The sequence below is a fragment of the Xanthomonas sp. NCPPB 4037 genome, from assembly GCF_041475695.2.
Classification (GTDB): domain Bacteria; phylum Pseudomonadota; class Gammaproteobacteria; order Xanthomonadales; family Xanthomonadaceae; genus Xanthomonas; species Xanthomonas campestris.
Genome location: NZ_CM191261.1, coordinates 467,196 through 494,185 on the forward strand (window position 1 = coordinate 467,196; position 26,990 = coordinate 494,185).

At 64.4% G+C, this 26,990-nt stretch carries 20 protein-coding genes, 2 tRNA genes, 2 rRNA genes and 1 pseudogene; 11 read left to right on the forward strand and 14 right to left on the reverse strand.

The annotated features are described in order from the left end of the window. Nucleotides 1–26: 26 nt before the first annotated feature. Both argS and radC read right to left on the reverse strand, forming a co-directional pair. Nucleotides 27–1,715 carry an arginine--tRNA ligase gene (argS, locus tag ACCQ01_RS02005; RefSeq protein ID WP_014506293.1) on the reverse strand — a complete coding sequence of 563 codons (1,689 nt, stop codon included), beginning with the start codon at nt 1,713–1,715 and terminating at the stop codon, nt 27–29. A gap of 87 nt (nt 1,716–1,802) precedes the next feature. Next, nucleotides 1,803–2,480 carry a RadC family protein gene (gene radC / locus ACCQ01_RS02010; RefSeq protein WP_228433129.1) on the reverse strand — a complete coding sequence of 226 codons (678 nt, stop codon included), beginning with the start codon at nt 2,478–2,480 and terminating at the stop codon, nt 1,803–1,805. Nucleotides 2,481–2,576: 96 nt separating this feature from the next. Between radC and coaBC the strand changes: the two genes are divergently transcribed. Genes coaBC through ACCQ01_RS02025 form a run of 3 tightly spaced genes read left to right on the forward strand, consistent with a single transcriptional unit; the run spans nt 2,577 to nt 6,649 of the window. Beyond that, nucleotides 2,577–3,836, forward strand: coding sequence for a bifunctional phosphopantothenoylcysteine decarboxylase/phosphopantothenate--cysteine ligase CoaBC (gene coaBC, locus ACCQ01_RS02015; protein WP_228433128.1), 1,260 nt, complete (start codon nt 2,577–2,579; stop codon nt 3,834–3,836). Further along, entirely contained in the window at nt 3,824–4,291 is a 468-nt protein-coding gene (gene dut / locus ACCQ01_RS02020) for a dUTP diphosphatase (RefSeq protein ID WP_029217103.1), read from the forward strand. The genes coaBC and dut overlap by 13 nt, the downstream gene beginning before the upstream one ends. Before the next feature lie 15 nt (nt 4,292–4,306). After that, a complete protein-coding gene (locus ACCQ01_RS02025; protein ID WP_228433127.1) occupies nt 4,307–6,649 on the forward strand; it encodes a phosphomannomutase/phosphoglucomutase in 2,343 nt (780 codons plus the stop codon). 314 nt (nt 6,650–6,963) lie between these two features. On the opposite strand, the gene ACCQ01_RS02030 is transcribed toward ACCQ01_RS02025, so the two are convergent. The 10 genes and pseudogenes from ACCQ01_RS02030 to pyrE form a co-directional block, all read right to left on the reverse strand. Beyond that, nucleotides 6,964–7,410 (reverse strand): hypothetical protein, encoded by a 447-nt coding sequence (locus ACCQ01_RS02030; protein ID WP_323370333.1) that lies wholly within the window; start codon nt 7,408–7,410, stop codon nt 6,964–6,966. Between the two features lie 218 nt (nt 7,411–7,628). Beyond that, nucleotides 7,629–7,970 carry a lipid-A-disaccharide synthase N-terminal domain-containing protein gene (locus tag ACCQ01_RS02035; protein WP_011038930.1) on the reverse strand — a complete coding sequence of 114 codons (342 nt, stop codon included), beginning with the start codon at nt 7,968–7,970 and terminating at the stop codon, nt 7,629–7,631. After that, complete coding sequence (locus ACCQ01_RS02040) at nt 7,970–8,692, reverse strand: glycosyltransferase family 2 protein (protein WP_228433126.1); 723 nt, start codon at nt 8,690–8,692, stop codon at nt 7,970–7,972. Before ACCQ01_RS02040 ends, ACCQ01_RS02035 begins: the two co-directional genes overlap by 1 nt. 79 nt (nt 8,693–8,771) lie before the next feature. Beyond that, the gene (locus ACCQ01_RS02045) at nt 8,772–9,737 is read right to left on the reverse strand and encodes an SDR family NAD(P)-dependent oxidoreductase (RefSeq protein WP_228433125.1); all 966 of its coding nucleotides are present in this window, start codon (nt 9,735–9,737) and stop codon (nt 8,772–8,774) included. Nucleotides 9,738–9,780: 43 nt separating this feature from the next. Continuing rightward, nucleotides 9,781–10,509, reverse strand: coding sequence for a suppressor of fused domain protein (locus ACCQ01_RS02050; RefSeq protein WP_115573711.1), 729 nt, complete (start codon nt 10,507–10,509; stop codon nt 9,781–9,783). A 101-nt stretch (nt 10,510–10,610) separates the two neighbouring features. Beyond that, nucleotides 10,611–10,898: pseudogene (locus ACCQ01_RS02055) on the reverse strand (helix-hairpin-helix domain-containing protein); the annotation flags it as partial. Nucleotides 10,899–10,923: 25 nt separating this feature from the next. Further along, nucleotides 10,924–11,853 (reverse strand): ParB/RepB/Spo0J family partition protein, encoded by a 930-nt coding sequence (locus tag ACCQ01_RS02060; protein WP_228433124.1) that lies wholly within the window; start codon nt 11,851–11,853, stop codon nt 10,924–10,926. Further along, nucleotides 11,853–12,650 carry a ParA family protein gene (locus ACCQ01_RS02065; protein ID WP_012439448.1) on the reverse strand — a complete coding sequence of 266 codons (798 nt, stop codon included), beginning with the start codon at nt 12,648–12,650 and terminating at the stop codon, nt 11,853–11,855. Before ACCQ01_RS02065 ends, ACCQ01_RS02060 begins: the two co-directional genes overlap by 1 nt. Nucleotides 12,651–12,764: 114 nt before the next feature. Continuing rightward, on the reverse strand, nt 12,765–13,427 hold the full coding sequence (locus ACCQ01_RS02070) for a hypothetical protein (protein ID WP_012439447.1): 663 nt from the start codon (nt 13,425–13,427) through the stop codon (nt 12,765–12,767). Nucleotides 13,428–13,452: 25 nt separating this feature from the next. Continuing rightward, nucleotides 13,453–14,112: an orotate phosphoribosyltransferase gene (gene pyrE / locus ACCQ01_RS02075; RefSeq protein WP_103700854.1), complete on the reverse strand. Its 660-nt coding sequence runs from the start codon at nt 14,110–14,112 to the stop codon at nt 13,453–13,455. Between the two features lie 121 nt (nt 14,113–14,233). On the opposite strand from pyrE, the gene ACCQ01_RS02080 reads away from it, so the two are divergent. From ACCQ01_RS02080 to ACCQ01_RS02090, 3 genes are all read left to right on the forward strand, one after another. After that, nucleotides 14,234–15,034 carry an exodeoxyribonuclease III gene (locus tag ACCQ01_RS02080; RefSeq protein ID WP_228433123.1) on the forward strand — a complete coding sequence of 267 codons (801 nt, stop codon included), beginning with the start codon at nt 14,234–14,236 and terminating at the stop codon, nt 15,032–15,034. 264 nt (nt 15,035–15,298) lie between these two features. After that, the gene (locus ACCQ01_RS02085) at nt 15,299–16,594 is read left to right on the forward strand and encodes an AmpG family muropeptide MFS transporter (protein ID WP_223647350.1); all 1,296 of its coding nucleotides are present in this window, start codon (nt 15,299–15,301) and stop codon (nt 16,592–16,594) included. Nucleotides 16,595–16,652: 58 nt separating this feature from the next. Beyond that, complete coding sequence (locus tag ACCQ01_RS02090) at nt 16,653–16,880, forward strand: hypothetical protein (RefSeq protein ID WP_011038919.1); 228 nt, start codon at nt 16,653–16,655, stop codon at nt 16,878–16,880. A gap of 244 nt (nt 16,881–17,124) precedes the next feature. Here ACCQ01_RS02090 and ACCQ01_RS02095 read toward each other — a convergent pair whose 3' ends face one another. Next, nucleotides 17,125–18,258, reverse strand: a complete 1,134-nt coding sequence (locus tag ACCQ01_RS02095) for an anhydro-N-acetylmuramic acid kinase (RefSeq protein ID WP_115007579.1) — start codon at nt 18,256–18,258, stop codon at nt 17,125–17,127. A 203-nt stretch (nt 18,259–18,461) separates the two neighbouring features. Continuing rightward, nucleotides 18,462–19,880 carry a M23 family metallopeptidase gene (locus ACCQ01_RS02100; protein WP_014506310.1) on the reverse strand — a complete coding sequence of 473 codons (1,419 nt, stop codon included), beginning with the start codon at nt 19,878–19,880 and terminating at the stop codon, nt 18,462–18,464. Between the two features lie 172 nt (nt 19,881–20,052). Between ACCQ01_RS02100 and tyrS the strand changes: the two genes are divergently transcribed. The 5 genes from tyrS (at nt 20,053) to ACCQ01_RS02125 (ending at nt 26,966) form a co-directional block, all read left to right on the forward strand. Continuing rightward, entirely contained in the window at nt 20,053–21,264 is a 1,212-nt protein-coding gene (tyrS, locus tag ACCQ01_RS02105) for a tyrosine--tRNA ligase (RefSeq protein WP_228433122.1), read from the forward strand. Between the two features lie 779 nt (nt 21,265–22,043). Beyond that, nucleotides 22,044–23,590 (forward strand): 16S ribosomal RNA (locus ACCQ01_RS02110). Between the two features lie 94 nt (nt 23,591–23,684). Further along, a tRNA-Ala gene (locus ACCQ01_RS02115) sits at nt 23,685–23,760 on the forward strand. Nucleotides 23,761–23,779: 19 nt separating this feature from the next. Beyond that, nucleotides 23,780–23,856, forward strand: a tRNA-Ile gene (locus ACCQ01_RS02120). Between the two features lie 227 nt (nt 23,857–24,083). Next, nucleotides 24,084–26,966 (forward strand): 23S ribosomal RNA (locus tag ACCQ01_RS02125). Together the 16S and 23S rRNA genes with 2 tRNA genes alongside form the textbook arrangement of a ribosomal RNA operon. The last annotated feature ends 24 nt before the right edge of the window (nt 26,967–26,990 follow it).

Genomic DNA, 26,990 nt, shown 5'->3' on the forward strand with positions numbered 1-26,990 from the left:
GTCATTGCGGGCCATGCGGCCGCTGATTACATCTTTTCTGGGGCGCTGACGCCGAGCAGTTCCAGGCCGTTGGCGAGAACTTGCTGGGTGGCCACCGCGAGGGTGAGCTTGGCGTCGCGCTCGGCGGCATCGTCCACCAGCACCTTGCTGTTGTGATACCACGTGTGGAAGGCGTGCGCCAATTCACGCAGGTACTGCGCAATCTGGTACGGCTCCAGCGTCTGGCCCGCCAATTCCACCACTTCGGCGTAGCGCGACAACTCCAGCATCAGCGCCAGCGAATGTTCGTCGTCCAGGCGTGCAAGCTCGGCCATGCCGTGGGTCTGGTCGTACTTCAGACCCTTTTCCTGCGCCTGGCGCAGCACGCTGCAGACGCGGGCATGCGCGTACTGCACATAGAACACCGGGTTGTCGTTGCTCTGCGCACGCGCCAGATCGATATCGAAGGTGAGCTGCGAATCGGGCTTGCGCGCAATCAGGAACCAACGCACCGCATCGGCGCTGGTTTCTTCGATCAGGTCGCGCAAGGTGACGTAGCTGCCGGCGCGCTTGGAAAGCTTCACTTCCTCGCCGCCGCGCATCACCGTGACCATCTGGTGCAGCACGTATTCCGGCCAGCCCTGCGGGATGCCGAGCTCCATCGCCTGCAGGCCGGCGCGCACGCGCGTCAGCGAGCCGTGGTGGTCGGCGCCCAGCTCGGTGATGGCGCGCTCATAGCCGCGCTGCCACTTGGTGAGGTGATAGGCCACGTCCGGCACGAAGTAGGTGTAGGTGCCGTCGGACTTGCGCATCACCCGGTCCTTGTCGTCGCCGAAGTCGGTGGACTTCAACCACAGCGCGCCGCCTTCCTCATAGGTGTGGCCGGAGGCGATCAGCTTCTGCACGGCTTCGTCGACCTTGCCGTCCTTGTACAGCGAGCTTTCCAGGAAATAGATATCGAAATCGACGCGGAACGCGGCCAGGTCGTGGTTCTGCTCGTTGCGCAGGTAGGCCACCGCAAAGCGACGGATCGATTCGAGATCGGCCGGGTCCTTGGTGCCGGTGACCAGGTGGCCTTCCAGGTCGACGGTGTCGCCCGCCAGATAGGCCTTTGCGACATCGGCGATGTAATCACCGCGGTAGCCGTTTTCCGGCCAGCCGGGGCTGTCCGGGGTGAGGCCCTGCGCGCGCGCCTGCACCGACAACGCCAGGTTCTCGATCTGCACGCCGGCATCGTTGTAATAGAACTCACGCTTGACGTTCCAGCCATTGGCATCGAGCACGCGTGCCAGGCTGTCGCCGATCGCCGCCGCGCGGCCGTGGCCGACATGCAGCGGGCCGGTCGGGTTGGCCGAGACATATTCCACACCCACCGAGCGGCCGTTGCCGGCCAGCCCGCGGCCGTAGTCGTGCCCCTGCTTGATCACATGAATCACTTCGCGCTGGTAGGCGGCCGGGGTGAGATGGAAATTGATGAAGCCCGGGCCGGCAATCTCCACGCGCGCTACATCGTCACTGGCCGGCAATGCGGCCAGCAGCGCCTGGGCCAGCGCACGCGGGTTGCTGCGCGCAGCCTTGGCCAGCAGCATCGCCGCATTGGTGGCGAAATCGCCGTGCTCGCGGGTCTTGGGCCGCTCGACCACAAAATCCGGCGGCAGGGTGTCGGCGGGCAGGGTGCCATTGGCGCGCAAGGCTTCGATGCCTTGGCCGATCAGTGCGCGGAGTTGGGCTTTCACGTGGGATCTGCTTGGAACGAAACCAGCGATTTTACCCGACCGGGCGGCCGCGGGTCCGAGTGACGATTCAGGTCCCGGCGCGCACGCTCACGGCACCCAGCCGCGCTCGGCCAGCGAGACCGGCCGGCCATCCCCGATCACGAAGTGGTCGAGCAGCCGGATATCCACCAGCCCCAGGGCCTGCAGCAGGCGCTGGGTGACCGCGCGGTCGGCCTCGGACGGCTCCGGATTGCCGGAGGGATGGTTGTGGCCCACCACCACCGCCGCCGCGTTGTGCAGTAGCGCTCGCCGCACCACTTCGCGCGGATGGATCTCGGCCGCGTCGATGGTGCCGGTGAACAACTCCTCGAAGGCGATCGCGCGGTGGCGGCTGTCCAGGAACAGTGCCGCGAACACTTCGTAGTTGCGCGCCCGCAGCCGCTGCGAGAAGTAGCGCCCCACGCTGCTGGGATCGTTCAGGGCCTCGCCGCGCTCCAGGTCGCTGAGCAGGTGCCGGTTGGCCAGCTCCAGCGCAGCGCTCAGCTTGCAGGCCGACGCCGGCCCCAGGCCGGGCAGGCGGGCCAGCGCCTTGGCCGGGCGATCCAGCAGGCAGCGCAGCGGGCCGTGCCGGTGCAGCAGGTCGCGCGCGGTGCGCACCGCGTCCTGGCCGCGCAACCCCGAGCCGACAAAGATCGCCAGCAGCTCGGCATCGGAGAGAACAGCGGCGCCGCGGGCCAGAAGTTTCTCGCGCGGGCGTTCGTCGGTGGGCCAGTCGTTGATGTGCATATGGCCAGATTGCCGGTGCTCATCGCCGACGCCTATCAGGCCGAACGGGGGCATCGGCTAATCTAGTTGTCCTTGTAACGGTAGGACGACTCCGACGTGACCGGCTCCACTCAGGCCCGCCCCCTGGACGGACAGCGCTTGCTGCTGTGCGTCGGCGGAGGCATTGCCGCCTACAAATCGCTCGAACTGGTCCGTCGCCTGCGCGACGCCGGTGCGCAGGTGCAGGTCGCCATGACCAGCGGCGCGCAGCAATTCGTCACCCCGCTCAGCTTCCAGGCGCTGTCCGGGCAGCCCACTCGCACCACCTTGTGGGACAGCGCTGCCGAGCAGGCCATGGGCCATATCGAACTGGCACGTTGGGCCGATCGCGTGATCGTCGCGCCGGCCACCGCCGATCTGCTGGCGCGCCTGGCGCACGGCCTGGCCGACGACCTGGTCACCACCCTGTGCCTGGCCACCACCGCGCCACTGACCGTGGCGCCGGCGATGAATCACCGCATGTGGCTGCACCCGGCCACCCAGGCCAATATCGCCACCTTGCGCGCGCGCGGCGTGGCGGTGGTCGGCCCGGATGACGGCCCGTTGGCCGAGGGCGAATCCGGTCCCGGCCGCTTGGCCGAGCCGGCCGCGATCATCGCGGTGCTGGCCGGTGACGGTCTGCGTCAAAACGCTGCTGCCGCGTCGCCGCCGGTGTTCGTTCCCAGCAGTGCCCAGCTTGAAGGCCTGCGCATCGTGATCAGCGCCGGCCCTACCTTCGAGGACCTGGACCCGGTGCGCTACGTCGGCAACCGCAGCAGCGGCAAGATGGGCTACGCGCTGGCAGCGGCGGCCGCACGCCAGGGCGCCGATGTGGTGCTGGTCAGCGGGCCGGTGCACCAGACCACGCCCGAGGGCGTGCAGCGCCTGGATGTGCGCTCGGCCGCGCAGATGCGCGATGCGGTACTGGGCGCGTTCCCGGCCGATATCTACATTGGCGCGGCCGCGGTGGCCGACTACACGCCCAAGCGGGTGGTGTCGCAGAAAATCAAGAAGACCGGCGAGACGCTCACGCTGGAACTGGTGCGCACGCCGGACATCCTGTCCGAGGTCGCCGCGCAGACCGGTGCGCTGAAACTGGTGGTCGGTTTTGCTGCCGAAACGCACGACGTGGAGCATTACGCCCGTGGCAAGCTGGCGGCCAAACGGCTGGACCTGATCATCGCCAATCAGGTGGGGATCGCCGGCGGTGGTTTTGAAAGCGACAACAATGCCGCCACCGCCTATTGGCAGGGCGGCGAGCGTGCGTTCCCCAGCAGCAGCAAGACGGACCTGGCCGAGCAACTGCTGGCCCTGATCGCGGAGAGATTGCAGGCATGACCCAGTCCTTGCAGGTGAAGTTGCTCGACCCGCGTTTCGGCGACCTGTGGCCGCTGCCGGCCTATGCCACCGAGGCCAGCGCAGGCATGGACCTGCGCGCGGCACTAGAGGCGCCAATGACGCTGGAGCCCGGCGATGCGGCGCTGATTCCCAGCGGCATCGCCATCCATCTGGACGACCCGCAGGTCTGCGCGGTGATCCTGCCGCGCTCTGGCCTGGGCCACCGGCACGGCATCGTGCTGGGTAATGGCACCGGTCTGATCGATGCCGATTACCAGGGGCCGCTGTTGATCAGCACCTGGAACCGTGGCCGCGAGGCCTTCACCATCGAGCCGGGCGATCGCATCGCGCAGTTGGTGATCCTGCCGATCGTGCGCGTGAGCTTGCAAGTGGTGGATACTTTCGTGGACAGCGCGCGGGGAGCGGGTGGATTCGGCCACACCGGCGTGCGCTGACAGGGGAGCTTGACGATGAGCAAGGCGAACGAGCGCAGGCAGGGGATGTCGGGCGTGCGGACGAGTGGACCGGTGTTGGGCGGCATGCTGCTGCTGTTGGCCGCCTGGTTCGGCTGGAGCAGCTACGCACAGTGGCGCGAGGACGCGATCGCGCAGACGCTTGAGCAGGCGCGCGACCGCGCCGTGCAGGACGTGCGTCAGGCCATGGCCTCGCAGGCCGGCCAGCTGGACGCCGTGCTCAAGCAACCTCAGGTGGTGGCCGCGTTGGCCGGCGGCGATGCACTCGCCGCCGCCTCGGCGATCCGCGAGCGCTTCAAGGGCGCCGAGGATGTGCAGGTGCTGCGAGGCGACCTCAGCGCGGCGTACGACAACCCCAAGGACTTTGGTTACGCCAGGTTGAGCCTGCTCGAGTCGGCACTGGTCGGCGAACGGGCCCAGGTGCGCGTGGTGCGCGACGCCAAGCAGGTGCGGCTGGGCGTGGCCGCCGCGGTCGCCCTGGGCGGCCAGCCAGCGGTGGCCTACGCACGGCTGCCGTTACTGCGCCTGACTGGCCCGCTCGATGCCATTGCCGTGCCCGGGCAGGCCTATCTGGCATTGCGCCAGGGCAGCTTCAACGTGGTGGAGCAGGGCAATACCGCGCTGGCGGACGCCGCCGAAACCCTGGCCCGCCCGTTGGGCGACAGCGGCCTGCGCATCGCTGCGGCGGTGCGGCAAAGCGACAGCGGCCCGCTGGGGCTGGGCGCGCTCGGCTGCGCGATCGTGGCGGCATTGCTGCTGGTGATCGCGGTGCTGTTGGTGCTGGCCAGCCGGGGCCAGGTGGCCTTGCCGCGCCGCCGGGTGGCCGGTGATGCGGCCGCAGACGAGCCGACCTTCCGCCAGAGCCTGCAGCAGGACGCCAGCGTGGCCGGCGAGCCTCGCGCGCTGGACGATGCCACGCCGGCGTCCGCAGTGCTGGTCCCGGCTGTGCAGGTCGCCGCAGAAATGTTCCGCGCGTACGACATCCGCGGCGTGGTGGGCAAGGATCTCAACCCCGGCATCGCCGCGCTGATCGGCCAGGCCATCGGCAGCGTGATGCAGGCGCAAGGCCTGCGCGACATCGTGGTCGGCCGCGATGGCCGTTTGTCTGGCCCGGAACTGACCAACGGCCTGATCGAAGGCCTGCGCCGCGCCGGTTGCAACGTCACCGACATCGGCCTGGCGCCGACGCCGGTGGTGTACTTCGGCGCCTACGAATTGCGCGCCGGCAGCTGCGTGGCGGTGACCGGCAGCCACAATCCGCCCGACTACAACGGTTTCAAGATCGTGATCGGGGGCGAGACGCTCTCCGGTGCGGCGATCACTGAGCTGCACCAGCGCATCAACGAAGGCCGCCTGCATACCGCAGCCAGCCCCGGCGAACTGGAGCAGCGCGACATCAGCGATGCCTACATTCAGCGCATTGCCGACGACGTGCAGCTGGATCGTCCGATCAAAGTGGTGGTGGACGCCGGCAATGGCGCGGCCGGCGAGATCGCGCCGCGCTTGTTGGAGGCCATCGGTGCGGAAGTGGTGCCGCTGTATTGCGATATCGACGGCACCTTTCCCAATCATCATCCAGACCCGAGCGAGCCGCACAATCTCGGCGATCTGGTGCAGATGGTGCAGCGCTTCGATGCGGATATCGGCGTGGCCTTCGATGGCGATGCCGACCGCTTGGGCGTGGTCACCAAGGAAGGCGCCATCGTCTTCCCCGACCGCCTGCTGATGCTGTTCGCCGCCGATGTGCTGCAACGCAACCCCGGCGCGCTGGTGATCTACGACGTGAAGTGCACCGGCAAGCTGTCCGACTACGTGTTGCGCAATGGCGGCAGCCCGTTGATGTGGAAGACCGGGCATTCGCTGATCAAGGCGAAGATGCGCGAAACCGATGCCGAGCTGGCCGGGGAAATGAGCGGGCACTTCTTCTTCAAGGAGCGCTGGTACGGCTTCGACGATGGCATCTATGCCGCTGCGCGCCTGCTGGAAATCCTGGCCCAGCGCGAAGAGACCCCGTCCGACGTGCTCGGCGAGCTGCCCGAAAGCGTGTCCACGCCGGAGATCAAGGTGCCGGTGGACGGCGATGCGCACGCGCTGGTGGCCCGGTTCGTGGAGCGTGCGCAGGCCGGCGAGGAGTCGCCGTTCGAGGCCGCGCGGTTGTCCACCATCGACGGGCTGCGCGCGGATTTCGGCGACGGCTGGGGCCTGGTGCGTGCGTCCAACACCACCCCGATTCTTGTGTTGCGCTTCGAAGCCGACACCGCTGTGGCGCTGGAACGCATCCGCGCGCTGTTCCGCAGCGAACTGCAGGCGCTGCTGCCGGATCACCCGCTCGCATTCTGAGCACGGCAGCCGCCGAGCCACTGCGCTGGCCGCATCGGCCGCGGCCAGCGCGCTGGCGTCCTGGCCAAGCCGCGTTCTGCTCCGCAGTCTCCGCGCGCGAGGCTGCGCGTGCGTTGCTCGGCGGTGAGGAATAGCCACCCCGCCGCGGCGACGAACTGACGTGGTTGCGCGCGGCTTTCCCGGCGCACTCGCGCTGATTCCGCAGCTCAAGACGCATGGGGAAGAGCACCCGCCCGGTCTGCCGGGCACCATGGCCCGCGAGCGCAGGCCTCTTGCATTCGCTGATCCACGCCGCGCTGATCTGCACCGCACAGTCACCCGGCCCGCCGCGTCATCGCCGTGATGCCTGGCACCGCTATGCCACCTGCCTCGTGCGGCAGCCAGACCGCATCCCAGTACGGGTAGGCGCCCACGTGCGCGGCCAGCCCGGCGCGCACCGGCGCGGCCACCAGCGCACGCGCGAATTGCCGATGGTCGTTGGGCGCAGCCAACGGCGTCAGGGTGGGGTGCGGTTGCCAGACCGTACCGCCGCGTCCGCGTGCGCGATTGACCGCCTCTGCCGCCGCCTGGCACGCGCTGCCGGCGCGGTGCAGCAGCAGCGCCGGCTGATCCGCCTGCAACAACGCGCTCCAGTGATCGGGCAGCAGCACCCAGCACAGCAATCGCGTGCCATGCCAATGGCTGCTATGCGACAGGCACGCCGCTGCAGCGCGTGCGCAGCGCCAGTCAGCGAACAACGCTACCTGCTGATGGGTGTGCACCTGTAGATGCCAATGCCGCGCAGCGTTGGACGGCAGAGGCAGAGCGGGCGGGTGCTGGGCGCTGGGCATGTCCACAGCCTGCGTGGCAGCAACGTCGCCGCGCATCGGTGCGGCACCCACGCGCGATTAGGCAAACCCGGCAGCGCAGTGTCCGAAGAGGCGCCGTTTCAGGCGCGCGCTGGCGGTGCGTCAGCAGGCGCAGCAAACCTGTGCAGCACTCAGTGCGAGGCGCGCTCGCGCTTCCAGCCGCGGTGCTTGATGTCCAGGTACAGGCTGTAGAACGCGGTAAAGGCCGGGAACATGTTCTGCAGCACGCCCACCGAGTCCTGCTTGGCCGAGAACACGAAGTAGCTCAGCGTCATCAGGCTGCCGACCACGCTCATGTACCAGAACATGCGCGGGATCACCGGCTTGCCGGCGCGCTTGGAGGCCACGAACTGCACCAGCCAGCGGCCGCCGAACATCAGCGCGCCCACATAGCCGATCAGCTTCCAGCCGGTGACGTGCAGCCCGGTCCAGTACAGCCAGGTCAGCGGTTGATCCAGCCAGTGCAGCTCCATCAGCGCTCCTCCACCGCGGTGCGCTTGCTGCGGGTGATCAGCCATGCCACGCCGCGCAGGTCGCGGATGCCCACCAGCGCCCGGTTGAGATTGTTGTACTTGGACACGCCTGCGGTGCGGTGGCGGTGATGCACCGGCACGCTCACCGTGCGCCAACCGGCGCGCTGCATCAGCGCCGGCAGGTAGCGGTGCATGTGGTCGAAGTAGGGCAGGTCCAGGAACGCCTCGCGCTCGAACAGTTTGATCCCGCAGCCGGTATCGGGGGTGTTGTCCTGCAGCATGCGCGAGCGGATCGCGTTGGCCCACTTGCTGGCCCAGCGCTTGGAGCCCGAATCCTGGCGGTTGACCCGCCAGCCGGCGAACAGCTTCACCTGCGGCTCGGCCTCGGCACGCGCGATGAGCAGCTTGGGGATGTCGGCCGGGTCGTTCTGGCCATCGCCATCGAGCGTGGCGATCCAGCTCGCCCGCGCGGCCTTGATCCCGCTGCGCACCGCCGTGCTTTGCCCGCTCTGGGTAACGTGGTGCAGCACGCGCAGTTCGGGGGTGCGGGTTTTCAGCTCCTGCAACACCGCCAGCGTGTCATCGCGCGAGTGGTCGTCGACATAGACGATCTCGAAGGCGACCACGCCGCGCAACGCCGCCACGATCTCGCCGACCAGGGGCGCCACGTTGTCGCGCTCATTGAACACGGGGACGACGACGGAAAGCTGAGGTTGGCTCATGGGATCGTGGTGGCCCGGATGCAGGCGGAGCAAAAAAGATCGCGCATTGTGCCCTGACCATCTGAGCCGGGCATGAAGCTCAGGCGCGCGAGGCGAAATAACGGTGGCACCACTCCACCACCTGTGGCAGACCGAGCTCGACCGGCGTGGCCGGATCGAAGCCGAATGCCGCCTGCGCCCGCGAAGTGTCGGCCATGGTGCGCACCATGTCGCCTGGCTGCATCGGCCGGTAGACCTTCTCGGCTGGCCTGCCGGCCGCCTGGGCGATCACGTCGATGAAGTATTCCAGTTCCACCGGGGTGTGGTTGCCCAGGTTGAACACGCGGTGCGGCACCGGCTCGGTGCTGGGGGTGTCCAGCGCGCCCAGCACGCCGGCCACGATGTCGGCCACGAAGGTGAAGTCGCGCTGCATCTTGCCGTGGTTGAACACCTCGATCGGCCGCCCGGCCAACACCGCGCGGCTGAAGATCAGTGGCGCCATGTCCGGCCGGCCCCATGGCCCGTACACGGTGAAAAAGCGCAGCCCGGTGGCGCGCAGGCCGTACAGCTGCGCATAGGTGTAGCCCATCAACTCGTTGGCCGCCTTGGTCGCGGCATACAGCGAGCGTGGCTGGTCCACGCGCTGGTCTTCGGAGAACGGCGGGGTGGCCGAATCGCCGTAGACCGAACTGCTCGACGCATACACCAGGTGCTGCACGCCGCGGTGGCGGCACAGCTCGAGCACGTTGACGAAGCCGACCAGGTTGCTGTCGACATAGGCATGCGGATTTTCCAGCGAATAGCGCACGCCGGCCTGTGCAGCCAGGTGCACCACGCGGGTGGGCTGGATCTCGTCGAACAGCGCGGCCAGGCCTGCGCGGTCGGTGAGATCCAGCGTGCGGATGTCGATTTGCGGGCACAGCGCGGCCACGCGGTCGTGCTTGAGCTGCGGGTCGTAGTAGCTGTTGTAGTTGTCCAGGCCCGCCACGTTCTCGCCGCGCGCAGCCAGTGCGCGGCAGGTGTAGGCACCGATGAAACCGGCGGCGCCGGTGACGAGAATGGTCATGGCAAGGGTCCTGAAAACGTCAAAGGGAAGGAGACAACAGCGCTCAGAACAGCCCGAAAAAGCGCTTCCTCGCCACGTTGCGGCGGCGCAGGTCGATGTCGTCCCGAATGTTGCCGGCATCGAGGCGATCCAGCAGTGCATCGCTGCCGTGGCTCAGCTTCAGCGCCATTTCTTCCGGATACAACGGCACCGCCGTCATGAAGGCGATGGTCTTGTCGGCATCGATGCGCAGCTGGGCAAATGCTTGCGGCGTGCTCACCGGCGGCAGCACGATCGCGCCGTCGAAGGCGACACCCGGCGCATACGGCTCGGCCGGGTTGCCATTGGGAACGGTATGGCCGAAACCCAGCCAGGTGTCGAACTTGTGCGGCAGCCGCGCCAGGTTCTTGAGCAGGCGGATGGGCCAGTAGTGGCGCTCGTCGTCGAAGTCGCGCTGGTCGACCGGCCAATCGCCTGGCAGGCTCAGCATCAGCTCCATGTAACGCGGCGCCTCCACCCCGTCGGGCAGCGTCATCGGCAGATCGCTCATGCCCGAGGTGACCAGGCGCAGATGCGGCGAGTGCGCATTGGGCGGCACGATGTGCACATCCAGATGCACGGTATCGGAGAGGATTTCGTGGAAAACACTCGCAATCGGACCCAGGTGCTGCTCGATATGCGCGCTGATCTGCGCGAGGCATGCTTCGCCGCGTGCCGGCTCGAAGCCCTTGGCCTGCGCGTGATGCAGGATCGGGCTGCCGGATGGGCTGATCGTCTCGTCGGCGTGGCTCATGGGCGGTGTTTGTCGTCGCTGCTGGCGCCAGTGCCGGTGCCAGTGCTGGTGTTGGCGACACGGCGCCCCGGCAGCGGCGCGGTTGCCCGCGTATCCGTGCGCTCGGCCGCCAGGGTTGCCTTGCGCTCGGCGCTGAAATCCCACCAATTGCGTGCCGGCTCGCCCTGCATGAAGCGCACCAGTGACAGGAACACATCGATCACGCACGGGTCATGGGTGACGCCGGTGCGCAGGCAGAGCTGGGCGTACATATCGTAGGCATCGCGGCCGTGCAGCTGCGCCGGCATGCGGATGCCAATCTGTTGCAGGTCCTTTTCGCAGGCCGGCCCCACATTCGGCAGGTCGGTCAGGCGCAGCAGATGCGCGCGGTCCACTTTGGCGGGATGCATCGCTGATCCTCCTGCGCTGGCCGCGTCACCCCGTGCGGGCGCGCAAGCGTTCCAGCACGCCGTCCAGGGTGTCCAGGTCGGTGTAATGAATCACCAGCTTGCCCTTGCCGCCGCGGCCGTGGTTGAACACCACCTTGGTGCCCAGCGACTCGGACAGTTCGGTTTCCAGCGAGGCGATATCGGCCTGCGGCGCAACCGCGGCCGGTTTGCCCTTGCGCAGCGAGCCCGGCACCTTGCCGGCGGCGAACTGCTGCGCGCGGTGTTCCACTTCGCGCACCGACCAGCCCTGGTCGGCCGCTTCCTGCGCCAGCTTGCTGGCCAGTTCCGGCGCCAGGGTGAGCAACGCACGCGCGTGGCCCATTTCCAGGCGGCGGGTTTCCAGCAGCACGCGGATGGCCACCGGCAATTCCAGCAGGCGCAGCAGGTTGGATACCGACGCGCGCGAACGGCCCACCGCTTCGGCGGCCTCGGCATGCGTCAGCGAGAATTCGTCGATCAACCGCTGCAGCGCCTGGGCTTCTTCCAGCGGGTTGAGGTCTTCGCGCTGGATGTTCTCGATCAGCGCCATCGCGATGACGGTGCGGTCGTCGAGCTCGCGCACCACCACCGGCACTTCGGTCAGCCCGGCCAGCTGCGAGGCGCGCCAACGGCGTTCGCCGGCGACGATCTCGAACTGCCCCGGCGCCAGTTCGCGCGCCACGATCGGCTGGATCACGCCCTGCGCCTTGATCGACTCCGCCAGCTCGGCCAGCTTGACCTCGTCCATCTCCCGGCGCGGCTGGTACTTGCCCGGCTGCAGCTGGGTGACCGGCAACTGGCGCAAGGTATCGCCGGGCTGCAGAGTGCTTTCGTCGGCGCCGGCCGGTGCCGCTGCGGCTGCCGCGCCCTTGGGTCCCAGCAGCGCTTCCAGGCCGCGGCCCAGTCCACGCTTCTTGGCAGGGGTCGGCTTGCTCATCAGACGGTCTCCATGGGCCGGACGGCCTTGTTGCGGTCGTTCTGGCGGCGCACGATCTCGCCGGCCAGGCCCAGGTAGGCCACCCCGCCGCGCGAGGTGCGGTCGTAGCCCACGATGCTCTGGCCATGGCTGGGCGCCTCGGCCAGGCGCACGTTGCGCGGCACGATGGTGCGGAACACCTTGTCGCCAAAATGCTCGGTCAGCTCGGCCGACACCGCGTTGGCCAGGTTGTTGCGGATGTCGAACATCGTGCGCAGCACGCCTTCGATCTCCAGCGCCGGATTGAGGTTGGCGCGCAGCGCTTCGATGGTTTCCAGCAGCGCGGTCAGCCCCTCCAGCGCGTAGTACTCGCACTGCATCGGCACGATGATCGAATCTGCCGCGGTCAGCGCGTTGAGCGTCAGCAGCGACAACGCCGGAGGGCAATCGATCAGGATGAAGTCGTATTCGTCGCGGATCGGCGCCAACGCGCGCTTGAGCCGCTGTTCGCGCTCACCCTGGTCCATCAGCTGGATCTCGGCGGCGGTCAGGTCGATGTTGCCCGGCAGCAGGTCGAAGCCTTCCGGCGCGGTGACCCGGATCTCGGCGGCGGTGTTTTCGCCCAGCAGCAGGTCGCAGGTGGAGGCGGCGACCTCGCGCTTGTCGATGCCGCTTCCCATCGTGGCGTTGCCCTGCGAGTCCAGATCCACCAGCAACACACGCTTGGGCGCGCGCGCCAGGCCGGCCGCCAGATTGACCGCGGTCGTGGTCTTGCCGACGCCGCCTTTCTGGTTGGCAATGGCGATGATCCGGGCCATGCGGGAGAGCCTCGTGGGCAAGGAGTAAGACCGGCCATTATGCGGGCTGGGCGCCGGATCGGGAAATGCGCCCCGACGGCGCTGCGTCACCCCTGCGGGCGGCGTCTGGCTGGCTCAGCCTGCCGGCGTGGCGGTGTCCTGCGCGCCCTTCATGGCTCGGTAGCGCTGCAGGATGTCGGTGATTTCGCCGTCCAGCGCGGTGCGCTGCTGCTCGAAACTGCCCTGCAGGCGCAACTGCGCCATCAGCTCGCGATGGCGCTGCTGGATATCGCCGGCCAGCTTGTCGGCCACCGCCTGGCCGGCCAGCTCGCGGTCACCGGCGGCACGCAGCATGCTGGCCAGGCCTTCGCGCAGGCTGGTCACGTTGAAGCGCGCGGTGTGGATGTTGTTGTCGACAATGGCAATGCGCTCGTTGAACACCCGGCGCAGGTCGTCCTCGCTCTGGTACGACATCAGCATTGCCTGGTCGGTGCGCTTGCGCATCTGTTCGGCGGCCAGGTCGGCCTGGCGTTGTTGCTCGCTGGCCGCAGCGGCGGCGCGCTCGTCGCTGCTCATCGCGCGCTGCACCTCGGCGCTGCGCATGCCGCTCTTGACGTTGAATTCGTCGCGCGCCTGGTTCACCGCCTCCGGCGGCAGCGTATCGCTGCAGACCCGGGCGCCGTTCTGGTTCCAGCAATAGAGTTTCTTTGCAGCCGGCTTGTCCTGCGCAACGCCGGGTGCGGCCACCACGGCGGCCGCAACGGCGGCCAGTAACGCCAAACGTGTGTGTATCGGCATCAGCGCAGCCCCCTGTCGCCTGCTATCAGCCCGTGGTGTCGGTTCCGTAGCGGCCACGATAGGCCAGCAGCGGTTCCCGGAAGCCCACAAGGTCGGCGTTTCCTGCCGCGAATGCAAGCAGGTCGGCGAGGTTGGCCACCGCGATCACTGGAATGCCGGCCTCGGCCGCCACCGCCTGCGCAGCCGAACGGCGGTCCTGCTCGGAGGCGATCTCCTGCCGGTCCAACGCCACCACGATGCCCGACGGCGTGCCGCCAGCGGCGCGGATGATGCCCAAGGCCTCGCGGATCGCGGTGCCGGCGGTGATCACGTCATCGACGATCAGCACCTTGCGGCCCTGCAGCGGCGCCCCGATCAGCGTGCCGCCTTCGCCATGGTCCTTGGCTTCCTTGCGGTTGAACGCCAGCGGCAGGTCGCGGCCCCGCCCGGCATAGGCGCAGGCCAACGCCGTCGCCAGCGGGATGCCTTTGTAGGCCGGCCCGAACAGCAGGTCGAACTCCACCCCCGCCGCATCGATCGCATCGGCGTAGCACTGCGCCAGCTTGGCGGTCTTTGCGCCCGAATCGAAGCGCCCCGCATTGAAGAAATACGGGCTGAGCCGGCCGGACTTGAGCGTGAACTCGCCAAAGCGCAAGGCATCGGCATCCAGGGCCAGCTGCAGGAAACGGGTGCGGTGGTCGGTCATGGGGCGGGAATGGGGAATAGGGAGTCGGGAATGGTAAACGCATCGCAGCGCGGCAGCCTTCCTGGCGGCGCTGGGGTAGGCTTTACGATTCCCCATTCCCGACTCCCCATTCCCAGCTCTTATGCGCATCATCAGTTTCAACGCCAATGGCCTGCGGTCGGCCGCCAGTAAGGGGTTCTTCGAGTGGTTCGCCACCCAGGACGCGGATGTGCTGTGCATCCAGGAGACCAAGGCGCAGGAACATCAGCTGGCCGGGCCGGAATTCCTGCCCGCCGGCTACAAGGCCTGGTTTCGCGATGCCAGCACCAAGAAGGGCTACAGCGGCGTGGCGATCTACGCCAAGCGTGAACCCGACGAGGTGCGCACCGCGCTCGGTTGGCCGGAGTTCGACGAAGAAGGCCGCTACATCGAGGCCCGCTTCGGCAACCTCAGCGTGGTGTCGTTCTATATCCCGTCCGGCTCCTCGGGCGAGTTGCGGCAGGGCTACAAGTTCCAGGTCATGGAATGGCTGCGCCCGATCCTGGACGAGTGGCTGGCCAGCGGCCGGCAGTACGTGCTGTGCGGCGACTGGAACATCGTGCGCTCGGCGCTGGACATCAAGAACTGGAAGTCCAACCAGAAGAACTCCGGCTGCCTGCCGCCCGAGCGCGACTGGCTCAACGGCCTGTGTGCCGACCTGCTGGACGAGGCCGATGCCAGCAACGGGCGCGCCTGGGTGGACAGCTACCGCGTGCTGCATCCGCAGGGCGAGGACTACACCTGGTGGAGCAACCGCGGCGCTGCCCGCGCCAACAACGTGGGATGGCGCATCGATTACCAACTGGTCACCCCCGGGCTGCGCGACAAGGTGCAGGCCTGTTCGATCTACCGCGAGCAGCGCTTTTCCGACCATGCGCCGTACATCGTGGATTACGCGCCGTGACCCAGTGGCGGCCATGGCGTGGTGCCGCCTCGCGCGGCGGTTACCGCTGCAGCGGCATCGCCGGGCTGCGGTGGATCGCCCGGACGGCGGCTCCTAGAAGGCAGGTCGGATAAGCCGCATGCCGTCCCAGTTGCAGCAGCGCGGTGAAGGCGACCGCCGCGCGTTCCATTCGAGGCGAAGGTTCGTCTTCGGCAGTTCGGTCCGTGCAGTGAGCGGCGACAATGGCGGCCGTCGCGCTTCCCATCACTTCCACCGGACGCCGTTATGACCCCGCCCGCATCCACGTACAAAGGCCTGAGCGGCATCCAGCGCGCTTTCGCAACCCCGTCGGCCGCCACCATGGCGCTGCTCGGGTTCGGCAGCGGGCTGCCGTTTCTGCTGATCGCCTCGCAGACGCTATCCACGCGCCTGCGTGATGTGGGCCTGGATCTGGGCAGCATTGGCCTGATCAGCCTGGCCAGCTTCTTCTACCTGTTGAAGTTTCTGTGGGCGCCGCTGCTCGACCGCTACGCGTTTCCGATCACGGCGTTCCTGGGCCGCCGCCGCTCGTGGCTGCTGGTCTCGCAAGTGGGCGTCAGCATCGGCTTGTTCGCGCTGGCGTTCTCGCGTCCGGACATGAGCGTCACCGGCCTGGTCGCGTGGGTCCTGTTTGCCTCGTTCTGGGGCGCCACCCAGGACTCGGTGGTGGATGCCTACCGCATTGAAATCGCACCCGATACCGCGCAGGCCGCGCTGGCGGCAACCTACACGCTGGGCTACCGCATCGGGCTGATCCTTGGCGGCGCCGGCGCGCTGTACATGGCCGAATACCTCAACTGGACCTGGGCGTATCTGGCCATGGCGGGGCTGATGCTGTTGCCGATCATCACCACCTTGGTGTGCCGCGAACCGGAGCGGCCAGAGCTCACGGTGGTGCGCCGCATCGATGTGGTGGGCGCATTCTGGCAGCCCATCTCCAGCTTTTTCTCGGGCAATGGGCTGGCGCTGGGCCTGATGTTGCTGGCGTTTGTGGGCCTGTTCAAATTTCCCGACCAGGTGATCGGCGTGATGGCAGGGCCGTTCTATCTGGATTCGGGCTATACCAAGGCCGACATCGCCACCGTGTCCAAGTTGTTCGGTGTCTGGATGGGCATTGTTGGCGCGTTTGCCGGCGGTGCGGCGGTGGCGGCATTCGGCTTCCGGCGCATGCTGCTGGTTGCCGCGCTGGGTGTGGCGCTGTCCAACCTGGCCTTTCTGCTGATGGCGCAGAACCCCGGCAAGCTGTGGGCGTTCTACGCCGCGCTCAGCGCCGACAACCTGTTCCAGGGATTTGCCGGCACCGTGCTGGTGGCCTTCATGTCGTCGCTGACCAATCGCAATTTCACCGCCACCCAGTACGCGTTGCTGGTCTCGCTGGCCAACCTGCCGGGCAAGTTCGCCGGCGGTGTCTCCGGCTTTCTGGTGGAGGCCACCTCCTACAGCACCTTCTTCATCCTGAGCGCGCTGACCGTCGTGCCCACCCTGGCACTGCTCGCCTGGCTATGGCCGCGCTTGCAGGCCCATGACCGGCGGCCGGATTGAAACCGCTGCCAAGGTTGCCGATGATGCCGGCGGGGCAGGGCATTGCACGAGGAAGGGCATGACCGATCTGGTGTTGCGTGATATCGATCCGGTGCTGGTGGACCGGATCCGCCGCATTTCCGTCGCACGGGGCTGGACCCAGCACCAGACGGTCATGCATCTGCTCGAACAAGGCCTGTTCGCCAGCGAGTACGAAGTCACCGGCGGCCTGCAACACCCGGAAGTCGATGCGCTGGCCGAAGCCATTGCCGCGCTCAAGGCGCTGCCGGCGGGCAACACCCCCTGATAGCAGGCGGACGCTGCTTTAACTACGCTTTTTTCTGCGAGAGCTGAGTGCGAGGACACCGTCCAGGCGCGCGACCAGATTGCTGCTTGCTCGCATCTGCATCAGCAGCAAGCGGTGCGACTGCATATCTGCAATCTGTGGCTAGTGCTGTCCCGCCATAGCTATCCAGCTAGGTGTTCGACGAGTAGACCGGTATCGCGCCCAGCTGCACCGGCTCACGACGCTAATTCCGGCTGCACGGCCCTCAGGCCGGATAAATCGCTCCCAGCAGCCGCGGCCCCGCCGCACCAGTCACCGATGGCAGATTGGCCGGCCGTCCGGCCAGGAGCTCGGCGGCCAGCCAGGCAAAGCCCATCGCCTCCAGGTAATCCGGATCCAGCCCATGGCGCGCGCTGGACTCCACCACCACGCCGGGCAGGCGCGCGGCCAGCCGCGCCAGCAGCACCGGGTTGCGCACGCCGCCGCCGCAGACCAGCACGCGGCGCGTTGTCGGCTGGTGGCACAGCAACGCATCGGCCACCGTGGCCGCCGTCAATTCCAGCAAGGTGGCCTGCACATCGGCCGGGCGCAGCGTCGCGGCGCCCATGGCCTGCAGTGCCCACGCCAGGTGAAATTGCTCACGGCCGGTGCTCTTGGGCGGCGGCAGTGCGAACCACGGGTCGGCCAACAGCGCGTGTAGCAACGCTGCATCTACCTTGCCGCTGGCTGCAAACGCGCCGTCGGCGTCGAACGGCGTGCCTCGGTGCTGCTGGCACCAGCTATCGAGCAAGGCATTGGCGGGGCCGGTGTCAAATCCCCGCACCGCGCCGTCGCGCGGGATCAGCGTCAGGTTGCCGATGCCGCCCAGGTTGAGCACCGCACGGTCTTCGTCGCTGGCACCCAGCATCGCCAGGTGGAAGGCCGGCATCAGCGGCGCACCCTGGCCGCCAGCCGCCACATCGCGCCGGCGGAAATCGGCCGCCGTGGTAATGCCTGTGTGTTCGGCGATCCGGCTGGCGTCGCCGATCTGCCAGGTAAAGGCCGGGTCGGCCTGTGGCCGGTGGCGGATGGTCTGCCCGTGCGAGCCGATCGCGCGGATCTGCTCGCGCGCCACGCCGGCCTCGGCAATCAGCTGATTGGCCGCATCTGCAAAGGCCAGCCCGACCTGCGCGTCCAGGCGGCCCAAGCGGTCGATCGCCATCTGCTCGGCGCCCTGGCCGAGCGCGACCAACGCTTCGCGCAACTGTGGCTCCCAGCCCACCGTGATGCCAGCGACCAGTTCGCAGCGGCGGTGGCTAGCGTCGTCGAAGCGCACCAACGCCGCATCGATGCCGTCGGCACTGGTGCCTGACATCAAGCCGAGATAGAGCGGGGAGTGCGTGTGTGTCGGAGCAGACATGCCGGAGCCAGGTGCGGAGCGGTCAGGCAGCTTGTGCAGCGAGGGCAGGGCCGTCAACCGGGCGTTGGTCGAAGCGCGGTGGTTCGGGTCTGGCGGCCAGGTGCTGGCCGCCGTGCACCACCGTCTGCGGCTGGGCAACCGCGCTCGCGGGAGCTAAAGCGCGCCGCGAGCGCTGATCAATCGGCCATCAGGGCAGGCCGCCCTCAGCCGCGCGGCTTGCCCTTGGCAGGCTTGCCGGCGTCGGCGTAGATCAACTTCTCCATGCCTTCGATACGTGCCATCGCCGGCGCGGTCTGCGCGCGGAAGGCTGCGAGCTCGGCGCCCTGCAGCGGCTCCGGTGGCGGCATCGTCACCGACATCGGGTTGCGCTGCTGCCCGCCGACGCGGAATTCATAATGCAGATGCGGCCCGGTCGCCAAGCCGGTCATGCCGACATACCCGATCACCGTACCCTGGTTGATGCGCTGACCGGCCTTGACCTTGCCAAACCGCGACATATGGCCGTACAGCGTGCTGTAGTTCTTGCCGTGGTCCAGGATCACCACGTTGCCATAGCCGCGCTGGGTGCCCACAAACACCACCCGCGCATCGCCCGCCGCCATGATCGGCGTACCGGAAGCGGCCGCGTAGTCCACGCCCTTGTGCATGCGCATCGTGCCCAGCACCGGGTGCTTGCGTGCGCCAAAGGTCGAGCTGATCCGGCTATAGGCCACCGGCATGCGGATGAAGCTCTTCTTCAGCGGGCGCCCGGTGATGTCGAAATATTCCGCCGGCTTGCCCGCGCGCTCGAAGCGGAAGCCGGTATAGGTCTTGCCGCCGGTGGTGAAGGTGGCCGCCAGGATGTCGCCGGTGCTGATCCGCTCGCCTTCGCGCCAGGTCTCGTCCATCACCACGCTGAAGCGGTCGCCCGGCTGCAGATCCTTATCGAAATCGATGTCGTACTTGAAGATATCGTCGGTCATCACCGCGACCGCCGCCGGGGAGAGCCCGGATTTGCTGGCCGAGGCATACAACGAGCTGGTGATCTCACCGCTGGCCACCACCGTGCGGGTGCTGGTCGCCCGCTCGGTGACGTTCTCGCGCACGCTGTCGCCCAGCAGACGCAGCTCCACCCGGTGACTGTCATCGCGATCGAAGCGCAGCGCCCGCAACTCACCGGGGGTGGGCATGTCGAAGGCGATTTCCGTGCCGGGGCGCAGCTTGGTCAGCGCCTCCTTGGTCCCCGGATGCGCCAGCACCTGGTACATCACCGTTGTGGGGATGCCCAGCTCCCCGAACAGGGTGCTCAGCGTCTGCCCGGACTTGACCTTGAGGATCTCCCAGTCGGTGCCCGGCCCCAGTGCCTTGCGGCTGGGTACCAGCGGCGGCAGCGGCAGTGCCAAGGTGGCATGGCTGGAAAGCGGCGCATCGATGGCATTGGAAAAGCCCGGCACGATCGTCGCCACCATCGCGCCGATCGTCGCGAACAGGCTGGCATGGATCCAGTGACGGCGCGTCCAGCGGTCATTGAACGCCGCCGGCAGGTGTTCCTTGAGCTTGCGATGCAGTGCAGTGTCGTGGAGGACGTGGAGGCGTTCTTGGAAGCGCCGCTTGCGTGCACGGCCCTGCTCTGAGTTCTGCATCGTTGGAAGTCTCCGGGACGGCTCGAAGTGCGAGCCCAAACGCCGGTACCATAGACAGCGATCAACAGCGCGTCAAACCATTGAGCCTGTTCATTATTTTCATTTGGCGCGGTATTAACCTGCGTTTAACTTAATTCATGTTGTTGACGGCGAACGCCGCTGGAGTCTGTGGTTGGCCACTATCGATGAATCCCTTGCGCTCATTGGCCGCGGTGCCGAGGAGATCCTCAAGCTTGAGCAGCTCGAAGCGCGCCTGACCTCCGGTGTGCCGTTGCGGGTGAAGGCTGGCTTTGATCCCACCGCACCGGATCTGCATCTCGGCCACACCGTGTTGCTCAACAAGATGCGCCAGTTCCAGGAGCTGGGGCACCAGGTGATTTTCCTGATCGGCGACTTCACCGGCATGATCGGCGACCCGAGCGGCAAGAACGTCACCCGTAAGCCGCTCAGCCGTGAGGACGTGCTCGCCAATGCACGGACCTATGAAGAGCAGGTCTTCAAGATCCTGGACCGCACGCGGACCGAGGTGCGCTTCAACTCAGAATGGTTCGGCCAGATGAGCGCGGCGGACATGATCAAGCTGTCCGCCCAGCACACCGTGGCGCGCATGCTCGAGCGCGACGACTTCGCCAAGCGCTTTGCAGGTCAGCAACCGATCGCGATCCACGAATTCCTGTATCCGCTGGTGCAGGGCTATGACTCGGTGGCCCTCAAGGCGGACGTCGAGCTCGGCGGCACCGACCAGACATTCAACCTGCTGATGGGGCGCGGTCTGCAGGAGCACTACGGTCAGGCGCCGCAGGTCGTGCTGACCATGCCACTGCTGGAAGGCCTGGACGGCGTCGCCAAGATGTCCAAATCCCTGGGCAACTACATCGGCATCAACGAACCGGCCATCGACATCGTCACCAAGACCATGAAGATCGGCGATGCGCTGACCTGGCGCTGGATCGACTTGCTCTCCTTCGATATCAGCGTTGCCGAGGCTGCCCGTCTTAAAGAAGATGTCGCCGCCGGCAACCTGCATCCGCGCGACGTCAAACTGCGCCTGGCGCGCGAGCTGGCGACCCGGTTCCACGATGCAGCCACTGCCGAGCAGGCCATCGCCGGCTGGCATGCCGTAGTGACCGGGCAGGGCGACACCAGCGTGTTGCCGCTCCAGCAGGTCAGCGTTCCCGCAGAAGGCCTGCGGATCGCCAGCTTGCTCACTGCGGCCGGTCTGACACCCAGCAACTCCGAAGCCACCCGCAAGCTCAAGGAGCGGGCAGTCAAGATCGACGGCGAAGTGGTCGACGACCTCGCTCGCCAGTTCGGCCCCGGCTTTGAGGGCGTCATCCAGGTGGGCAAGCGCAACTTTGCCCGCGTTGCGTTGGTAACCGGCTGAGTTGCCTGGGTCGAACAAGTGGTGACGCAGGCAACTGATCTGTGTCGCTCGCGGCTATCTGTATAGAGCGTCGCCAGCGCCTCAGCGTTTGGTGAGCTAATTGATCAAATCGGTAGTCTCTATAGATAGGAAACGTGCGTCAGGCGGCTAGCAACGTGCGCCCGCGCACGCTTCCAAACTCGCGGCGAGGATCAGTGAAATTTTTTTCACAAACCCCTTCCCAAATGCGTTTGACCGGCCCATAATTCGCCTCCCCCGACGCAACGGCCCCGCAGACGCGGAACCAGCGCAAAGGGCTCGAAAACAGCCTGAAATTAGGGTGTTGACGAAACAGAAAAGCCGGCTATGATGGGCGGCTCGCTACACGGAAAGACGCTACGGCGGATTGAGGTGCAGCGGCGGCAACTTCCTCTTCACGAGGGGTTGACGAGGATGAAAAGCCTGCTAATATGGCCGGCTCGCTTCGCAGAAAACCTTCGGGTCGAAACGGAGAAGCGTCAACCACCTCGGAAACAAGGTGTTGACGGCAAGAAAAAGTCCGCTATAATGGGCGGCTCGCTTCGACGGAAACGACGAAGCTGACGGGAACGGCGCTGAGGCCACTTCCCAATGTTCTTTGACAGTGTGCGCAGGTAATTTGTGCGGACGCCTGCAGGAAGGATGATTGTCCATCTTGCAGACGTTTAATCAAAAAGCAACATATTAATTGCTTTGCAAGCGATAAGTTGTCAGTGGTTGAACTTCTGCAGCTAAAGTATTTGTCTTCGGACATGTAATTTTAAGTGAAGAGTTTGATCCTGGCTCAGAGTGAACGCTGGCGGCAGGCCTAACACATGCAAGTCGAACGGCAGCACAGTAAGAGCTTGCTCTTATGGGTGGCGAGTGGCGGACGGGTGAGGAATACATCGGAATCTACTCTTTCGTGGGGGATAACGTAGGGAAACTTACGCTAATACCGCATACGACCTACGGGTGAAAGCGGAGGACCTTCGGGCTTCGCGCGATTGAATGAGCCGATGTCGGATTAGCTAGTTGGCGGGGTAAAGGCCCACCAAGGCGACGATCCGTAGCTGGTCTGAGAGGATGATCAGCCACACTGGAACTGAGACACGGTCCAGACTCCTACGGGAGGCAGCAGTGGGGAATATTGGACAATGGGCGCAAGCCTGATCCAGCCATGCCGCGTGGGTGAAGAAGGCCTTCGGGTTGTAAAGCCCTTTTGTTGGGAAAGAAAAGCAGTCGGTTAATACCCGATTGTTCTGACGGTACCCAAAGAATAAGCACCGGCTAACTTCGTGCCAGCAGCCGCGGTAATACGAAGGGTGCAAGCGTTACTCGGAATTACTGGGCGTAAAGCGTGCGTAGGTGGTGGTTTAAGTCTGTTGTGAAAGCCCTGGGCTCAACCTGGGAATTGCAGTGGATACTGGGTCACTAGAGTGTGGTAGAGGGTAGCGGAATTCCCGGTGTAGCAGTGAAATGCGTAGAGATCGGGAGGAACATCCGTGGCGAAGGCGGCTACCTGGACCAACACTGACACTGAGGCACGAAAGCGTGGGGAGCAAACAGGATTAGATACCCTGGTAGTCCACGCCCTAAACGATGCGAACTGGATGTTGGGTGCAATTTGGCACGCAGTATCGAAGCTAACGCGTTAAGTTCGCCGCCTGGGGAGTACGGTCGCAAGACTGAAACTCAAAGGAATTGACGGGGGCCCGCACAAGCGGTGGAGTATGTGGTTTAATTCGATGCAACGCGAAGAACCTTACCTGGTCTTGACATCCACGGAACTTTCCAGAGATGGATTGGTGCCTTCGGGAACCGTGAGACAGGTGCTGCATGGCTGTCGTCAGCTCGTGTCGTGAGATGTTGGGTTAAGTCCCGCAACGAGCGCAACCCTTGTCCTTAGTTGCCAGCACGTAATGGTGGGAACTCTAAGGAGACCGCCGGTGACAAACCGGAGGAAGGTGGGGATGACGTCAAGTCATCATGGCCCTTACGACCAGGGCTACACACGTACTACAATGGTAGGGACAGAGGGCTGCAAACCCGCGAGGGTAAGCCAATCCCAGAAACCCTATCTCAGTCCGGATTGGAGTCTGCAACTCGACTCCATGAAGTCGGAATCGCTAGTAATCGCAGATCAGCATTGCTGCGGTGAATACGTTCCCGGGCCTTGTACACACCGCCCGTCACACCATGGGAGTTTGTTGCACCAGAAGCAGGTAGCTTAACCTTCGGGAGGGCGCTTGCCACGGTGTGGCCGATGACTGGGGTGAAGTCGTAACAAGGTAGCCGTATCGGAAGGTGCGGCTGGATCACCTCCTTTTGAGCATGACGTCATTCGTCCTGTCGGGCGTCCTCACAAATTACCTGCATTCAGAGATTCATACCGGCACAGGTCGGTATGCGAAGTCCCTTTTGGGGCCTTAGCTCAGCTGGGAGAGCACCTGCTTTGCAAGCAGGGGGTCGTCGGTTCGATCCCGACAGGCTCCACCATATTGAGTGAAAAGACTTCGGGTCTGTAGCTCAGGTGGTTAGAGCGCACCCCTGATAAGGGTGAGGTCGGTAGTTCGAGTCTACCCAGACCCACCACTCTGAATGTAGTGCACACTTAAGAATTTATATGGATCAGCGTTGAGGCTGAGACATGTTCTTTTATAACTTGTGACGTAGCGAGCGTTTGAGATATCTATCTAAACGTGTCGTTGAGGCTAAGGCGGGGACTTCGAGTCCCTAAATAATTGAGTCGTATGTTCGCGTTGGTGGCTTTGTACCCCACACAACACGGCATGTAGCTCCGAGGCAACTTGGGGTTATATGGTCAAGCGAATAAGCGCACACGGTGGATGCCTAGGCGGTCAGAGGCGATGAAGGACGTGGTAGCCTGCGAAAAGTGTCGGGGAGCTGGCAACAAGCTTTGATCCGGCAATATCCGAATGGGGAAACCCACTGCTTCGGCAGTATCTTGCAGTGAATTCATAGCTGCTTGAAGCGAACCCGGTGAACTGAAATATCTAAGTAACCGGAGGAAAAGAAATCAACCGAGATTCCCTGAGTAGTGACGAGCGAACGGGGAACAGCCCTTAAGCTGGAATGGCTTTAGAAAAACAATCTGGAAAGATTGGCCATAGAAGGTGATAGCCCTGTATTTAAAAGGGCCACTCCAGTGAAGACGAGTAGGGCGGGGCACGTGAAACCCTGTCTGAATATGGGGGGACCATCCTCCAAGGCTAAATACTCCTGACCGACCGATAGTGAACCAGTACCGTGAGGGAAAGGCGAAAAGAACCCCGGAGAGGGGAGTGAAATAGATCCTGAAACCGTGTGCGTACAAGCAGTAGGAGCTCGCAAGAGTGACTGCGTACCTTTTGTATAATGGGTCAGCGACTTACTGTTCGTGGCAAGCTTAACCGTATAGGGGAGGCGAAGGGAAACCGAGTCTGATAAGGGCGCATAGTCGCGGGCAGTAGACCCGAAACCGGGTGATCTAGTCATGGCCAGGGTGAAGGTGCCGTAACAGGTACTGGAGGCCCGAACCCACGTCTGTTGCAAAAGACGGGGATGAGCTGTGATTAGGAGTGAAAAGCTAATCGAACCCGGAGATAGCTGGTTCTCCTCGAAAGCTATTTAGGTAGCGCCTCGGACGAATACTACTGGGGGTAGAGCACTGTTATGGCTAGGGGGTCATCGCGACTTACCAAACCATTGCAAACTCCGAATACCAGTACGTACTATCCGGGAGACACACGGCGGGTGCTAACGTCCGTCGTGAAAAGGGAAACAACCCAGACCCACAGCTAAGGTCCCAAATTCACTGCTAAGTGGAAAACGATGTGGAAAGGCATAGACAGCCAGGAGGTTGGCTTAGAAGCAGCCACCCTTTAAAGAAAGCGTAATAGCTCACTGGTCGAGTCGGTCTGCGCGGAAGATTTAACGGGGCTAAGCAGTGAACCGAAGCTTGGGGTGCGTAAAACTTCGGTTTTATGCGCGGTAGAGGAGCGTTCCGTAAGCCTGCGAAGGTGGATTGAGAAGTCTGCTGGAGGTATCGGAAGTGCGAATGCTGACATGAGTAACGATAATGCGGGTGAAAAGCCCGCACGCCGAAAGCCCAAGGTTTCCTTGCGCAACGTTAATCGACGCAGGGTTAGTCGGTCCCTAAGGCGAGGGCGAAAGCCGTAGTCGATGGGAAGCAGGTTAATATTCCTGCACCTCGCGTGAGTGCGATGGAGGGACGGAGAAGGTTAGGTGTACCGGGCGTTGGTTGTCCCGGGGAAAGGCGGTAGGTTTGGATCTTTGGCAAATCCGGGATCCTTTAAGACCGAGCACCGAGACGAGCCTTTATGGCGAAGTCACTGATACCACGCTTCCAGGAAAAGCTCCTAAGCTTCAGCTCACGAAGACCGTACCGTAAACCGACACAGGTGGGTAGGATGAGAATTCTCAGGCGCTTGAGAGAACTCGGGTGAAGGAACTAGGCAACATGGCACCGTAACTTCGGGAGAAGGTGCACCCTTTTTGGTGGCTCATGCGAGCTATAGCTGAAGAGGGTCGCAGAAACCAGGCCGCTGCGACTGTTTATCAAAAACACAGCACTCTGCAAACACGAAAGTGGACGTATAGGGTGTGACGCCTGCCCGGTGCTGGAAGGTTAATTGATGGGGTCAGCCGCAAGGCGAAGCTCTTGATCGAAGCCCCAGTAAACGGCGGCCGTAACTATAACGGTCCTAAGGTAGCGAAATTCCTTGTCGGGTAAGTTCCGACCTGCACGAATGGCGTAACGACAGCGGCGCTGTCTCCACCCGAGACTCAGTGAAATTGAAATCGCTGTGAAGATGCAGCGTTCCCGTGGCAAGACGGAAAGACCCCGTGAACCTTTACTATAGCTTTACACTGAACGTTGAGTTCGTCTGTGTAGGATAGGTGGGAGGCTATGAAACTGTGGCGCTAGCTGCAGTGGAGCCAACCTTGAAATACCACCCTGTCGTGCTTGACGTTCTAACCTAGATCCGTTATCCGGATCAGGGACCGTGTATGGTGGGTAGTTTGACTGGGGCGGTCTCCTCCTAAAGAGTAACGGAGGAGCACGAAGGTACGCTCAGCGCGGTCGGACATCGCGCACTGTGTGCAAAGGCATAAGCGTGCTTGACTGCAAGATCGACGGATCAAGCAGGTACGAAAGTAGGTCTTAGTGATCCGGTGGTTCTGTATGGAAGGGCCATCGCTCAACGGATAAAAGGTACTCCGGGGATAACAGGCTGATACCGCCCAAGAGTTCATATCGACGGCGGTGTTTGGCACCTCGATGTCGGCTCATCACATCCTGGGGCTGTAGTCGGTCCCAAGGGTATGGCTGTTCGCCATTTAAAGTGGTACGCGAGCTGGGTTCAGAACGTCGTGAGACAGTTCGGTCCCTATCTGCCATGGGCGTTGGAAGTTTGAGAGGGGCTGCTCCTAGTACGAGAGGACCGGAGTGGACGAACCTCTGGTGTTCCGGTTGTCACGCCAGTGGCATTGCCGGGTAGCTATGTTCGGAAGCGATAACCGCTGAAAGCATCTAAGCGGGAAGCGCGCCTCAAGATGAGACTTCCCGGGGCACAAGCCCCCTAAAGGAACCATATAGACTATGTGGTTGATAGGTCAGGTGTGTAAGTACAGCAATGTATTGAGCTAACTGATACTAATGATCCGTGCGGCTTGACCATATAACCTCAAGTTGCCTTGGTCCC

Coding starts and splice junctions, on each gene's coding strand:
- radC (WP_228433129.1), bottom strand. CDS start 2,480: ATGCACATCAACGACTGGCCCACCGACGAACGCCCGCGCGAGAAACTT.
- ACCQ01_RS02025 (WP_228433127.1), top strand. CDS start 4,307: ATGAGCAAGGCGAACGAGCGCAGGCAGGGGATGTCGGGCGTGCGGACG.
- ACCQ01_RS02035 (WP_011038930.1), bottom strand. CDS start 7,970: ATGGAGCTGCACTGGCTGGATCAACCGCTGACCTGGCTGTACTGGACC.
- ACCQ01_RS02040 (WP_228433126.1), bottom strand. CDS start 8,692: ATGAGCCAACCTCAGCTTTCCGTCGTCGTCCCCGTGTTCAATGAGCGC.
- ACCQ01_RS02045 (WP_228433125.1), bottom strand. CDS start 9,737: ATGACCATTCTCGTCACCGGCGCCGCCGGTTTCATCGGTGCCTACACC.
- ACCQ01_RS02050 (WP_115573711.1), bottom strand. CDS start 10,509: ATGAGCCACGCCGACGAGACGATCAGCCCATCCGGCAGCCCGATCCTG.
- ACCQ01_RS02060 (WP_228433124.1), bottom strand. CDS start 11,853: ATGAGCAAGCCGACCCCTGCCAAGAAGCGTGGACTGGGCCGCGGCCTG.
- ACCQ01_RS02065 (WP_012439448.1), bottom strand. CDS start 12,650: ATGGCCCGGATCATCGCCATTGCCAACCAGAAAGGCGGCGTCGGCAAG.
- ACCQ01_RS02070 (WP_012439447.1), bottom strand. CDS start 13,427: ATGCCGATACACACACGTTTGGCGTTACTGGCCGCCGTTGCGGCCGCC.
- pyrE (WP_103700854.1), bottom strand. CDS start 14,112: ATGACCGACCACCGCACCCGTTTCCTGCAGCTGGCCCTGGATGCCGAT.
- ACCQ01_RS02080 (WP_228433123.1), top strand. CDS start 14,234: ATGCGCATCATCAGTTTCAACGCCAATGGCCTGCGGTCGGCCGCCAGT.
- ACCQ01_RS02085 (WP_223647350.1), top strand. CDS start 15,299: ATGACCCCGCCCGCATCCACGTACAAAGGCCTGAGCGGCATCCAGCGC.
- ACCQ01_RS02090 (WP_011038919.1), top strand. CDS start 16,653: ATGACCGATCTGGTGTTGCGTGATATCGATCCGGTGCTGGTGGACCGG.
- ACCQ01_RS02095 (WP_115007579.1), bottom strand. CDS start 18,258: ATGTCTGCTCCGACACACACGCACTCCCCGCTCTATCTCGGCTTGATG.
- ACCQ01_RS02100 (WP_014506310.1), bottom strand. CDS start 19,880: ATGCAGAACTCAGAGCAGGGCCGTGCACGCAAGCGGCGCTTCCAAGAA.